Source organism: Streptomyces sp. NPDC005805 (assembly GCF_040630445.1).
Taxonomy (GTDB): Bacteria; Actinomycetota; Actinomycetes; order Streptomycetales; family Streptomycetaceae; genus Streptomyces.
Genome location: NZ_JBEXXN010000051.1, coordinates 40,492 through 52,732 on the forward strand (window position 1 = coordinate 40,492; position 12,241 = coordinate 52,732).

The 12,241-nt window shown below is 76.3% G+C and carries 10 protein-coding genes; 6 read left to right on the plus strand and 4 right to left on the minus strand.

Annotated elements, in window-relative coordinates; translation table 11 throughout:
* The first annotated feature begins 22 nt into the window (after positions 1 to 22).
* Complete coding sequence (locus tag ABZ457_RS23930; RefSeq protein ID WP_359160651.1) at positions 23 to 838, plus strand: MerR family transcriptional regulator; 816 nt, start codon at positions 23 to 25, stop codon at positions 836 to 838.
* 19 nt (positions 839 to 857) lie between these two features.
* Here the strand turns inward: ABZ457_RS23930 and ABZ457_RS23935 are convergent, their stop codons facing one another.
* Positions 858 to 1,565: an endonuclease V gene (locus tag ABZ457_RS23935; protein WP_359160654.1), complete on the minus strand. Its 708-nt coding sequence runs from the start codon at positions 1,563 to 1,565 to the stop codon at positions 858 to 860.
* Between the two features lie 57 nt (positions 1,566 to 1,622).
* Between ABZ457_RS23935 and ABZ457_RS23940 the strand changes: the two genes are divergently transcribed.
* On the plus strand, positions 1,623 to 1,922 hold the full coding sequence (locus ABZ457_RS23940; RefSeq protein ID WP_359160657.1) for a YciI family protein: 300 nt from the start codon (positions 1,623 to 1,625) through the stop codon (positions 1,920 to 1,922).
* 54 nt (positions 1,923 to 1,976) lie between these two features.
* Here ABZ457_RS23940 and ABZ457_RS23945 read toward each other — a convergent pair whose 3' ends face one another.
* Positions 1,977 to 3,170 carry an oxidoreductase gene (locus ABZ457_RS23945; RefSeq protein WP_359160660.1) on the minus strand — a complete coding sequence of 398 codons (1,194 nt, stop codon included), beginning with the start codon at positions 3,168 to 3,170 and terminating at the stop codon, positions 1,977 to 1,979.
* Positions 3,171 to 3,357: 187 nt separating this feature from the next.
* Between ABZ457_RS23945 and ABZ457_RS23950 the strand changes: the two genes are divergently transcribed.
* A complete protein-coding gene (locus tag ABZ457_RS23950; RefSeq protein ID WP_359160663.1) occupies positions 3,358 to 3,771 on the plus strand; it encodes an SsgA family sporulation/cell division regulator in 414 nt (137 codons plus the stop codon).
* Between the two features lie 216 nt (positions 3,772 to 3,987).
* Here ABZ457_RS23950 and ABZ457_RS23955 read toward each other — a convergent pair whose 3' ends face one another.
* The gene (locus tag ABZ457_RS23955) at positions 3,988 to 4,695 is read right to left on the minus strand and encodes a TetR/AcrR family transcriptional regulator (RefSeq protein WP_359160666.1); all 708 of its coding nucleotides are present in this window, start codon (positions 4,693 to 4,695) and stop codon (positions 3,988 to 3,990) included.
* A 93-nt stretch (positions 4,696 to 4,788) separates the two neighbouring features.
* Here ABZ457_RS23955 and ABZ457_RS23960 point away from each other — a divergent pair, with 93 nt between their 5' ends.
* Positions 4,789 to 6,420, plus strand: a complete 1,632-nt coding sequence (locus tag ABZ457_RS23960) for an FAD-binding oxidoreductase (RefSeq protein WP_359160669.1) — start codon at positions 4,789 to 4,791, stop codon at positions 6,418 to 6,420.
* Between the two features lie 12 nt (positions 6,421 to 6,432).
* Here ABZ457_RS23960 and ABZ457_RS23965 read toward each other — a convergent pair whose 3' ends face one another.
* Positions 6,433 to 8,715: an FUSC family protein gene (locus ABZ457_RS23965; protein WP_359160672.1), complete on the minus strand. Its 2,283-nt coding sequence runs from the start codon at positions 8,713 to 8,715 to the stop codon at positions 6,433 to 6,435.
* Positions 8,716 to 9,218: 503 nt separating this feature from the next.
* On the opposite strand from ABZ457_RS23965, the gene ABZ457_RS23970 reads away from it, so the two are divergent.
* Positions 9,219 to 10,868: an ATP-binding cassette domain-containing protein gene (locus tag ABZ457_RS23970; protein WP_359160675.1), complete on the plus strand. Its 1,650-nt coding sequence runs from the start codon at positions 9,219 to 9,221 to the stop codon at positions 10,866 to 10,868.
* A 237-nt stretch (positions 10,869 to 11,105) separates the two neighbouring features.
* Positions 11,106 to 12,080 carry an acyl-ACP desaturase gene (locus tag ABZ457_RS23975; RefSeq protein ID WP_359160678.1) on the plus strand — a complete coding sequence of 325 codons (975 nt, stop codon included), beginning with the start codon at positions 11,106 to 11,108 and terminating at the stop codon, positions 12,078 to 12,080.
* Positions 12,081 to 12,241: the final 161 nt, after the last annotated feature.

The window sequence follows — 12,241 nt, forward strand, 5'->3', positions numbered from 1 at the left end:
AGTGCTTGTGTGGGGTTCGGCGATGGATGAGCGGACGGTGAAGGCGGGCGAGCGGGGCAGGGCGCTGCGGACCGCGGACGTGGCGCGGGAGTCCGGCTACTCCCTCCAGCAGGTCCGCGACCTGGAACGGCTCGGGGTCACACCGCCCGCGGCCCGCGCCGAGAACGGCTACCGGGCCTGGACCGCGCTGCACGTCCGGGCGCTGCGCGCCTACCGGGGCCTCGCCGCCGCCGTCGGGCCGGTCGCCGCGCGGCGGCTGCTCGCGGAGCTGCGGACGGCGACGCTCGTGGACGCGGCCGCGGCGGTCGACACGCTGCACGCGGGCCTGGCCCGGGAGCGCGCGGAGACGCTGCGCGCCCGGGAGGCGCTGCGGAGCGTGCGGGCGGAGACGGGGGCGACGCCGGGTGAGGGTCTGGAGCAGGACGGCGACTCGATGACGATCACCGAACTCGCGGGGGCCCTGGGTGTGCGCCCCTCGGCGCTGCGGTTCTGGGAGCAGGAGGGTCTGGTCGCGCCCGAGCGGGTGACCTCGCTGCGGGCCCGCCGCTACGGCCCGGGGGCGGTGGCGGCGGCCCGGGTGGTCGCGGCCCTGCGGGCGGGCGGCCACGGCATCCCCGCCGTGCGGGAGGTCATGGCCTCCCTGGACCGGCTCGACGGTCTGGCGGACGCCGACACGATTCTGCGCCGCCGTCTGGACGGTCTGGCGGCCCGGAGCGTGGCGCTGCTGCGGGCGGGCGCGGACCTGGCGGACCTGGTGGACTGGGTGGACCTGGTGCCGGCGACGGCCGGGGGCGCCGCCCCGGCAACGGCCGGGACCCCCGAGGCAGCCGGGCCGTAGAGGCGGGCCGGGGCCCGGGTCAGCCCGGTCCCGCTGCCCCCGTCGCCTCCTTGAGCGCACGGCGGCACAGCGCGTCCGCCCGCCGGGTGGTCTCCGGAATCCGGAACTCCCGCGCCAGCCACAGCGTCTGCGCGCACGCCGACTCCAGGGTCACCCGGTGGCCGGCCGACACGAAGACCGGCTTCACCCCCGCCCGGGTCCGCAGGGCGCGGCCGACCTCCTCGCCGTCCTCGGCGAGCAGGGGCGCCGACGCGCCGCGCTCCGGGCCGGGTTCGGCGTGGGTGAACACGAACGGGTTCTTCGCGACGCCGAAGGCCGGCAGCCCCGCGACCACCCCGAGGTGGCTCGCGAGTCCGAAGCGGCGCGGGTGGGCGCGCCCGTACCCGTCGCAGACCACGACCCCCGGGTCCGCGTCCAGGGACTCCAGGGCGGCGAGCACGGTGGGGAGTTCACGGAAGGCCAGCAGGCCGGGCACGTACGGGAAGGAGACCCGGCCGACGGCGGTGGCCTCCTCGACGACCGCGAGGGTCGCCGCGTCCAGGACGACGGCCGCGGCGGCGACCAGGTCCCGCGCGTCGTCGTACGCGACGTCCACGCCGGTGAGGTGCCCGGTGCCGGGCGGCGGGCCGGGCTCGTCGAGGACGGCACGGGCGCGGAGTTCGTCCTGGACCGCGCGGGCGGCCTCCTCGGTGGCGGGCCAGCCCGCGGGAACGTCGACGAAGGTCATGGTGCGGCAGCGTACGGCGGAGCCGCGGTGTCGGAGGCGGCGGGTAGCCTGGCGATCATGTTCGTACTGGAATTGACGTACACCGCGCCGGTCGAGCGCGCCGACGCCCTGCTCGACGCGCATGTCGCCTGGCTGGACGCGTACTACGCGGAGGGCGTGTTCATCGCCTCGGGCCGGAAGAACCCGCGGGACGGCGGGGTCATCCTGGCCGCCGGGATCGACCGGGCGCGCGCCGAGGAGATCACCGCGGCGGACCCGTTCGTGACGGGCGGGGTGTGCGCGTACCGGATCACCGAGTTCACGGCGACGAAGACCGCGCCGGAACTGGCCGCGTACCGGGAGCAGTTGCCCGCCTGAATCCCGGGGACGGGCCTCGGCCCCGGCGGCATCGGCGCGCCGGGGCCCCGCCCGTCAGCGGGCCGTGCCCGCCCCGGGTTCCAACCGGGCGACCCGGCCCTTCTCGCCGGAGGCCCAGCAGCCCAGGTCCGCCGTGCAGTCGACCGTGTCGAAGGAGCCGGTGTCGACGGTCCGCCAGGTGCGGCCGCCGTCCAGGGTCAGATCGGTGCCCGTCGGGCCGACCGCCAGCGCCGCCGTGCGCGTGTGCGGCAGCCAGGCGACCCCGGACCGGTAGGCGGGCGGCGGCGTAGCTGCCTGCCGCCAGCCGCGGCCCCCGTCGCGGGTGACGGCGGCGGCACGGGGCGAGGGCTCACCGGTGCGGTAGTCGCCGCCGACCGCGAGGCCGTGCGCGCGGTCGCGGAAGGCCAGGGCGAACACGCCCCGGGCGGGGTCCCCGGCGGGGATCGTGGAGTCGGCGACCGTCCAGGTCCGGCCCCGGTCGGCGGAGTGCAGCACCCGGCCGGCGGCCCCTCCCCCGGTGGCGAGCCAGACGTCCGAGCGGCCCGCGGTCACCAGGCACTGCCCGCTCGCGGCGAACCCGGCCTCGCCCGGCAGGGCCGCGGGCATGCCCGTGTCGGGCAGCACCCGCCAGCTGCGTCCGCCGTCCCCGGTGGACAGGATGCGGAACCTGCCGTCGACCGGGTCGCTCATCGCGAGGCCGTGGCGGCTGTCGAAGAACGCGACGCAGTCGTAGAACGCCCGGGGGTCGGTGTTGCGGAAGGACTCCGTCCAGGTCCGGCCGCCGTCCTCGGTGCGCAGCAGCCGGGACGCCTCGCCCTCGCCGATCGCCAGGACCACGGCGCGGCGGGCGTCGAAGGCCTCGACGTCCCGGAACTCCAGCCCCTCCGCGCCCTCCGGGGACACATCGGCCCAGGTGCGGCCGCCGTCGGTGGTGCGCAGCACGGTGCCCGCCGAGCCGGCCGCCCAGGCGGTGGTGCGGCTGACCGCGGCGAGGCCGCGGAAGCGGGCCTGGGTGCCCGTCTCCTTCAGCCGCCAGCCGAACGGCACGCTGGCGGCGGCCCGTTCGGCGGCGCCGGTGTCCACGGTGGTCCCGCCCGCGCCGGGGTCCGTGGCGGTGGTCGTCGCGGCGGGTGCGGTGGCGGCCCCGGGACCGGCCGTCGCGCGCGCCGGGGCGGCCAGTACCGCAGCCACCGCGACGGCGCTCAGCCCCACCGACACCGCTCGTCTCGTCTTCCCCTTCAATGCCATGGCGCCGGAAGCTAGTCCACGAACTCCAGGGCGTCCAGAGTGCGAGACGGCCACCCGGGGCAGCCGGGCGACGGTGACGGAGGTCACCCCGTTCCGGGGTGCACGGATCCGGTCACCGAGTCGTCTTCCTCCGCGCCAGGAGACGTGTGCCGGTGATCGGGCGATCGGCACAGTGAAGGAGCGGGTCGTGTCCACCGTCATCGAGCAGGCCGTGCAGGCCCGGCTCGTCGCTTCCGCACCCCGGATGGAGTCGGTCCCCGCGACGCTGCACTACGACCGCCGCGAGCCGTTCTCGGTACGCATCGACTTCCCCGCCCCGGCGACCCTCGAAGGCACCGACGTCTCCTGGGAGTTCGCCCGCCGCCTGCTCACCGAGGGCGTGGAGGAGCCGGCCGGGTCGGGCGACGTGCGGGTACGGCCGTACGGCTACGAGCGCACGGTGCTGGAGTTCCACGCACCGGAGGGCATCGCGATGGTGCACATCCGCACCGGTGAGCTGCGGCGCTTCCTGGAGCGCTCCGAGGGCCTGGTGCCGACGGGCACCGAGCATCTGCACCTGGACCTCGACGAGGAGTTGGCGGACCTGCTCGGCGGGCACTGACGCGGCGGCGGGCCCGGGGGCGGTGGTCCCGAGGACGGTGGTCCCGAGGACGGCGTCGGCCGGGGTCCACCGCGGGGAGCACCCGCCGACGCCGGGGTGCGCGCGGGCCGGTCCGTGCGGGGAGCAGCGCCCGCCCCGGCCGGGACCACCGCGGGGAGCACACACCCTCGGGGTAGCCGCCGCCCCGGCCGGGCCCGCCCCGCGCAGGACCCCCGCCTACGTCTCGTCGTCCGCCGCGAACGCGGCCCCCGCCGCCGCGAAGAGCCGCGCGCAGCGCCGGGCCATCGCGTCCGGCGACTCGCCGGGGTGGCTGATCCACCACCGGACCAGGGCGGTGACCAGCCCCCGCCAGGCGTACTTCAGCGCGTCCGCGTCCAGGCGCAGGGTCTCGGCGTCGACCGGCCCGCCGACGACGCCGGGCGACGCCGTGGCCGACGCCGTGGCGCGCAACAGCTCGGCGCTGCCCGTCGCGGCCAGCTCGTCGATCGCGTCCCGGTAGTACGCGGCACGGCGCGCCGCCTCGCCGTCGGCCGGCAGGGAGGGGTCGTAGAGCACGAACCACGCCTCCCGCCGCCCCTCCAGCGCGGTGAACACGGCCCGCAGGACACGCAGCGGGGTGCGCGGGTCCGCACCCCCCTCGGCCATCGCCTCCCGCACGGCCGCCAGCAGCCGGTCCCCCGCCGGGGTGAGGCAGGCGAGCCAGAGGTCCTGCTTGGTGCCGAAGTACTGGTGCAGCAGGGTCTTGGTCACGCCGACGCGGGCCGCGACGGCCGACAGGGAGGCGCCCGCGTAACCGCGCCGGCCGAACTCCTCCGTCGCCGCGTCGAGGATCTGCCGCTCGCGCTCGGCGCGCGGTACGCCCTTGGTGCCGGACCGGGGGCCCGTCGGATTGCCGGACCGGGGTCCGGTCGGATTGCTTGCCACGCTCCTGATATTACCCTACGGTAAATTACCTCAAGGTAAATTCGGCCGGGCCCTCGGGGGATGCCCGTCGGCGGATCACGGAGCGGCAGACCCATGACCGAAGCCACCACCTCGACCCCACCCTCGCCCCCGTCCGGCGACCGCCCCGCGCGCGCCCGGTCCTGGTGGGGCTGGGGCTGGGCCGACGCCCACCCCGGCGACGCCGAGTGCGCGGAGCTGGGCGCGCTCGTCCCCGGCACCCTCGCCCGTCCGCTCCCCGTCCCCCGCATCGCGGACCTGGGGATCGGCGCGCCCGCCGTCGCGCCGCCGGGAGCCCTCGCGCACCTGGTGACCGCCGACCCGGCGGCCCGGGCCGCGCGGGCGGCGGGCAAGGCGTACCGGGACGTGATCCGGGCGCTGCGCAGGCGACCGGGCCGCGTCCCGGACCTGGTCGCCCGCCCGGCCCGGGACCAGGACGTGGCCGATCTGCTGGAGTGGGCCGCCGAGCGGAACGTCGCGGTCGTCCCGTACGGCGGCGGCTCCTCCGTCACGGGCGGTGTGGAGTACCGGGGCGACGCCCACCGCGCCGTCCTCTCCCTCGACCTGACCGCCCTGGACCGGGTCCTGGAGGTGGACGCGACCGGCCGAGCGGCCCGTATCCAGGCCGGGATGTACGGTCCGGCGCTGGAGGACGCGCTGCGGCCGCACGGGCTGACGCTGCGGCACTTCCCGCAGAGTTTCGAGTTCTCCACGCTGGGCGGCTGGCTCGCCACCCGCGCGGGCGGCCACTACGCGACCGGGCGGACCCGGATCGACGCGTTCACGCAGTCCCTGCGCGTGGTGACGCCCGCCGGGACGTCCGAGTCCTGGCGGCTGCCGTCCTCCGGGGCGGGCCCCTCGCCCGACCGGCTCTTCCTCGGCTCCGAGGGCGCCCTCGGGATCATCACCGAGGCGTGGATGCGGCTCCAGGAACGGCCGCGGCACAAGGCGTCGGCGGCGGTCTCCTTCACTGACTTCGGCGCGGCGCTGGAGGCGGTGCGGGCGCTCGCGCAGTCGGACCTCGGCCCGGCGAACTGCCGTCTCCTGGACGCGGGCGAGGCGGCGCTCGCCGGAGCCTCCCGGGACGGTTCGGCGGTGCTGGTACTCGGCTTCGAGTCGGCCACCGCCCCCGTCGAGGACCGCCTCGCCCTCGCCGTCGGCCTCGCCCGCTCCCACGGCGGACGGACCGAGACCCCCACCGGCGGGGGCGGGGCACCGGACACGGCCGTCGACGCCTGGCGCTCCGCGTTCCTGCGGATGCCGTACCTGCGCGACGGCCTGGCCCGGATGGGCGCGGTCGTCGAGACCTTCGAGACGGCCGCGACCTGGGACCGGGTGCCCGCCCTGATCGAGGACGTACGCACGGAGGTGGCGGCCGCGGCACTCCGGACGACGGGCCACCCGCCGATGGTCAACTGCCGTCTCACACACGTCTATCCGGACGGCGCCGCGCCCTACTTCACGGTCGTGGCGGCGGGGCGGCCCGGCAACGAGGTGGCCGTCTGGGACGAGCTGAAGTCCGTCGCGGCCGAGGTCCTGCACCGCCACCGCGCGACGATCACCCACCACCACGCGGTCGGCCGCGACCACCGCCCGTCCTACGACCGCCAGCGCCCGGAGCCCTTCGCCCTGGCGTTGCGCGCGACCAAGCGGGCACTGGACCCGGCGGGGGTCCTCAACCCGGGCGTCCTGGTCGACACACCGTAGGCCCGGGCGCGCCTACCTCGCGCCCGGGGCGCCCCGGGCCCCGGCCGCGTCCGGGGCCGCCTCCGGGGCACCCCGCGCCGCTGGGTCCGGTGCGGGCCCGGGCCCCGCGTCGCCCACCGCCGCCCCGTCGACGGCCGCAAGGTCGTCCGTGAGCGTCGCGAGCCAGTTCTCCACGTCGACGAGGACCGGCAGCATCCGGGCCGGGGCCGTGCGCAGGGTTTCCTCGGGGAGGCGGGGGCGGGCGGGGCGGATGCCGTCCGGGGGGAAGCCGGCCGCGCGGTCCGCCGCCTCGGCCAGGGCCCCGGCCGCCGCGCGGGCCCAGCGGGCCGCGTCCGGCGGCACCGCGTGGCCCGGGTCGTGGCGGGGCAGCCAGTGCGCCCCCACCAGCGCGTGGATGCCGAAGTTGAGCGCGGCCACCCAGTCGTGCCCCGCGCCGGTGCGGTCGCCGCCGGGCTCGCTCCGGTACTGCGCGTGGGCCGCCTCGGCGAGACGCAGCACATGCAGGGTCTCCCAGCGGGCCGCCTCCCCCGTGTCCTGCGCGCCCCCGCCCACCGCCCTCCTCCCCAGGCCGGTCCGGCGCACGGGCCCGGCCCCGGGACCCGGCCCGTCACCCCCCGGCAACGCCGCCCCCACCGTCGGCGGCACCATCCGCCCCGCCGAGCGCAGCAGCTCCGCCATCCCGCGCCTCACCTCCGCCCCCGCACCCGCCGGCCAGGCCAGCACCGCGCAGACCAGTCCGATCCCGCACCCGGTCAGCACATCGATCAGCCGCGCCTCGGCGACCCGCCAGGTCACGGGTGCGAGCTGGGCGAACGCCGAGGACACCACCAGGGTGAACAGCCCCTGCGCCCAGGCGACCCCCGCCACCGGCCCGACCGTGAACGCGATCAGCATCATCGGCACGAAGACCGCCGCGTACACCACCGTCGCCCCGCCCGCCTCGGTGAGCAGCACCCCCGCGGCCAGCGCGCCCCCCAGCGTGCCCACGGCCGCCGCGCGGACGGCGGACCAGGTCGCGCCGGCGGTCGTGCGGACCAGCGTCAGCACGGCGAGCAGCACCCAGAACCCGTGGGTGAGGTCGAGCGACCCGGCGACCAGACGGGCCGCCGCCAGCGCCAGGGCCGTGCGCACCGCGTTCTGGAAGACCACCGAGCGCTGGGTGATGTTGCCGGTGATCCGGATCCACCAGAGCCGGGCGGTGCCGGGCCGCGCGTACCAGAGCTGTTCGCGCGGCAGGCCCCGCGCGGTGCGCACACCGCCGAGCGCGATACCGACGGCGGCCCGCGCGATGACGGCCGAGGCGCCCATGGTGAGGACGGCGGACTGCCGGCGGAGCACCTCGGGCGAGGGCCGCTCCCGGGACTCCTCGGCGTCCCGCCCGCGTGAGGCGAGGAACTCGGTGATCATCTCCTCCAGTGCCTCGGGTCCGCGCGCGGGCCGCCGCCGGCACAGGGCGTCCGAGGTGGCCGCGCACTCGGCGGCGATCTGCCGGAGGAGCGTCACGGAGGCGAGGTCCCGGCCGGGCGGTGGCGCGGGGTTCCCGGTGGCCCGGGCGAGCTGGTCGAGGAGCCGCCGGGCCGCGGCACCCGTGTGCGCGAGCGCCCGGTCCGTGCGGCCCGCGCCGGTCGGGCGGACGCCGGGCGGCAGCCGGGACAGCCGCAGGGCGCGCCCGCCTTCGCGCAGCTCGGCCGCCCGCTGGGGGTCGCCGCCCCGGCCGCGCGCGCAGTCCGCCGCGGCACGGGCGGCGAGCGCCAGCGCGGCGGCCACCCGCTCCCGGTAGGGCACCTCCCGGGGCGCGGGAAGCAGCAGCAGTTCGCAGAGCGCCAGCAGCAGCCCGCCCGCGATCACCCCCGCCAGCCGCTGGGGCAGGGTGTCGGGGGCGTACGGCGGGAAGCAGGCCAGGATGTAGAAGAGCAGCAGCCCCGGCGCCACGCCCGCGGGCCCCGGGCCGCAGGCCGCGCCGAAGGTGAGGACGAAACCCACCACGAGCATGCCCGCGACGGCCGGCGCCGTCCCCACGGCGAGGGCGGTGCCGAGGACGGTGAGCACCACGGCGACGGGCAGCGCCTTCAGCACCAGCCCCGCCCGGTCCCGTCCCGCTCCCGGCAGCGGCGAGAGCACGCCGAGCGCGATGGGTGTGAAGAGGGCGTAGATCGCGGCGACGGGCCGGTCCAGCAGGTAGAGCGCGGGGTAGAAGCCGACGGCGGCGGCGACGGTGACCCGCACCGCCCGGCGCGCCGACAGGACGCGCTCCGGGGTGGGGCGGAACGCACCGCGCACGGGCCGATCCGGCATGGGCGCTCCTCTCCACGGCGACCCCGGTGGCCACGGCGACCCCGGCGGGGCGACCCCGGCGGAGGGCGCCCGCCCGGGGATGGGCACCCCGCCGTACCTCCATTGTCGGCACCGACGGCCACCTGTCAGCCGCAGCAGCCCCGCCGCCCGCCCTGGCCCCCCGGGCCCGGACCGGCGGCCCCACGCCCCCTGGTTCCGCTTCGGCTCAATTCCGTTGACGCCCCTAATTCCGTTGACGCCCCGCCCGCCCCTCCGTACCGTCGAGGACGGTTCTGTTGTCGTCGATCGGAGTAGGACGTTGCTCGTCTGAGGTCTTGAGACACCCGTGCCGCACGGCCGTTTCCGCCTGCCGCACCGCGTGTGACCTCGACGCACAGCCGTCCGCCGCCCGACCGGGACCCTTCTCCACCCGTTCCACCCCCTCCCGGCCCGGCCACCGCCTCACACGCGCCCCGGTGTCCCCACCCGTTGCCCCCACCCCTTTCCTCGCAACCGGGAGACCCATGTCATCCACCACCACCCACCATGTCGTCTGCTCCGCCCTCTCCTTCTCGTGGCCGGACGGCACCGAGGTCTTCGACGGGCTCGACGTCGCCATCGGCCCCGGCAGGACCGGGCTGACCGGGCTCAACGGCTCCGGGAAGTCCACCCTGCTGCGGCTGGTCGCGGGCGAGCTGACCCCGTCCGACGGCACCGTCCGCACCGTCGGCGAGGTCGGCCGGCTGCCGCAGAACGTGGTCCTCGACACCGCCCTGCGCGTGGACGAGGTCCTCGGCATCGCGGCCGCCCGCGCCGCGCTCCTCGCCATCGAGGGCGGCGATCCGAGCGAGGAGCACTTCACGGCCGTCGGCGACGACTGGGACGTGGAGGAGCGCGCCCTCGCCACCCTCGACCAGCTTGGACTGGGCCACATCGGCCTGGACCGCACCATCGGCGAGGTGTCCGGCGGCGAGGGCGTACTGCTGCGGCTCGCCGCGCAGCTGCTGGCCCGGCCGGACGTGCTGCTGCTCGACGAGCCGACGAACAACCTCGATCTCCACGCCCGGCGGCGCGTCCACGAGGCCGTGGCCGCCTGGTCCGGGGTGCTGATCGTGGTCAGCCACGACCGGGAGCTGCTGGAGCTGGTCGACCGGATCGCCGACCTCCACGACGGTGAAGTACGCCTCTACGGGGGCAACTTCAGCGACTTCGAACGGGCGCTGGCGGTCGAGCAGGAGGCGGCCGGGCGGATGGTGCGCGTCGCCGAGGCCGATGTGCAGCGGCAGAAGCGCGAACTCGCCGACGCCCAGGTGAAACTGGCCCGCCGCAAGCGCTACGGACAGAAGATGTGGGACTCCAAACGCGAACCCAAGATCGTGATGGGGGCCCGCAAGCGGGCGGCGCAGGAGTCGGCCGGCAAGCACCGCATCATGCACACGGAGAAGCTCGCCGAGGCGCGGGAGCGGCTGGACGAGGCGGTGGACGCCGTACGCGACGACGACGAGATCCGTATCGACCTGCCGCACACCAAGGTCCACCCCGGCCGCGGGGTGCTGCGGCTGCGCGATCTCACCCTCCGTTACGGAGTCGGCCTGCACGGGGACTTCGAGGTGCGCGGTCCGGAGCGGATCGCCCTGGTGGGGCGCAACGGGGCGGGCAAGACCACGCTGCTGCGCACGCTCGCGGGCGAGCTGGCGCCGGAGTCGGGCGAGGCGGTGGCCGAGGTGCCGCTGCGCTTCCTGCCGCAGCGGCTGGATCTGCTCGACGACTCGCTGAGCGTCGTCGCGAACGTGGCCCGGTTCGCCCCCGGCGCCACCAACAACCGGATCCGGGCGCAGCTCGCCCGCTTCCTGTTCCGGGGTGCGGCGGCCGACCAGGCGGCGGGCACGCTCTCGGGCGGCGAGCGGTTCCGGGCGGCCCTGGCGGCGCTGCTGCTGGCCGAGCCGTCCCCGCAGCTCCTGATGCTGGACGAGCCGACGAACAACCTCGACATGGCGAGCGTCCGCAGCCTCACCGGCGCGCTCGCCGCGTACGAGGGGGCGCTGATCGTGGCGAGCCACGACCCGGCGTTCCTGGCGTCGGCGGGGATCACGCGCTGGCTGCTGCTGGACGGCGAGGGCCTGCGCGACGCGTCACCGGAGGAGGTGTTCGGGGACGGGACCCCCGCCCCCTGACCGCCGGTCCTGGGCGTGCGCGCACCGTCCTGACCGGGGCGTTTCCCGGTCCGGACGGCCTCCCACCGGGGAGAACGGACGTGACGTACGTCTCGCCGCCCGGCCACCACCAGGGGACATAACGGTCGGCAAGGGGGCATCACGCGTCCGGGCTTGGCCCCCTGGCTTATCCCTGCTTAACCTACGGTCTCGTAACCTACGAATCCGTAGGTACTACTCCCGTCCCCAGGAGCCCCCGTGACGATCACCTCTCCCCACCTCGGCAGTTCGGACGCCTGGACGGACGCCCGGCTGCTGTACGCCCTCGAGGAGGTGGTGGAGAAGGAGCTCAACCGCCACCTGAAGGTCGCCAAGGACTGGATGCCGCACGAGTACGTCCCGTTCGGCGACGGCAGGAACTTCCCCGGCTTTTTCGAGGACGGGGAGGCGTGGGAGCCCGGCCAGTCCAAGGTCACGGACATCGGCCGGATCGCGCTCGTCGTGAACCTGCTGACCGAGGACAACCTCCCCAGCTACCACCACGAGATCGCCACCCTCTTCGGCCGCGACGGCGCCTGGGGCACCTGGGTCCACCGCTGGACGGCGGAGGAGGGCCGGCACGGCATCGTGATGCGCGACTACCTGCTCACCTCGCGCGCCGTCGACCCGGACAAGCTGGAGCAGTTCCGCATGGCCCACATGGCGGAGGGCTTCGAGTCGGACAACCGGCACTCGATGCTGCACTCGGTGGCCTATGTGGCCTTCCAGGAACTGGCGACGCGGGTGTCCCACCGCAACACCGGCCACCAGTCGGGCGACCCGGTCTGCGACCGGATGCTGGCGCGTATCGCGACCGACGAGAACCTGCACATGGTCTTCTACCGCAACCTGCTGCGGGCGGCCTTCGAGATCGCGCCGGACCCGACGATGGAGGCGGTCCGCGATGTGGTGGTCGACTTCCGCATGCCCGGCCACGGGATGCCGGGCTTCGAGCGCGCCGCCGCGCAGATGGCGATCGGCGAGATCTACAACATGCGCATCCACCACGACGACGTGCTCCAGCCGGTGCTGCGCTTCCTGAAGATCATGGACATCGACGGGCTGGGCCCGGAGGGCCGCAAGGCGCAGGAGGAACTCGGCCTGTACATGGGCGGACTGGACGGCGAGGCGAAGAAGTTCGACGAGAGGCTCGCGGCCCGCAAGGCCCGCATGGCGGCCCGCGCCGGCGCCTGACCCCGCCGCGGGGGGGGGGGGGGCGGGCGCCCCCCCCCCCCCCCCCCCCCCCCCCCCCCCCCCCCCCCCCGCCCCCCCCCCCCCCCCCCCCCCCCAGCCCCCCCCCCCCCACCCCCCCCCCCCCCCCCACCCCCCCCCCCCCCCCCAAAAAAAAAAAAACA

Bases quoted from the DNA above. Each gene is read 5' to 3' on its own strand.
- ABZ457_RS23930 (WP_359160651.1), top strand. From the start codon at position 23: ATGGATGAGCGGACGGTGAAGGCGGGCGAGCGGGGCAGGGCGCTGCGG.
- ABZ457_RS23935 (WP_359160654.1), bottom strand. From the start codon at position 1,565: ATGACCTTCGTCGACGTTCCCGCGGGCTGGCCCGCCACCGAGGAGGCC.
- ABZ457_RS23940 (WP_359160657.1), top strand. From the start codon at position 1,623: ATGTTCGTACTGGAATTGACGTACACCGCGCCGGTCGAGCGCGCCGAC.
- ABZ457_RS23945 (WP_359160660.1), bottom strand. From the start codon at position 3,170: ATGGCATTGAAGGGGAAGACGAGACGAGCGGTGTCGGTGGGGCTGAGC.
- ABZ457_RS23960 (WP_359160669.1), top strand. From the start codon at position 4,789: ATGACCGAAGCCACCACCTCGACCCCACCCTCGCCCCCGTCCGGCGAC.
- ABZ457_RS23965 (WP_359160672.1), bottom strand. From the start codon at position 8,715: ATGCCGGATCGGCCCGTGCGCGGTGCGTTCCGCCCCACCCCGGAGCGC.
- ABZ457_RS23970 (WP_359160675.1), top strand. From the start codon at position 9,219: ATGTCATCCACCACCACCCACCATGTCGTCTGCTCCGCCCTCTCCTTC.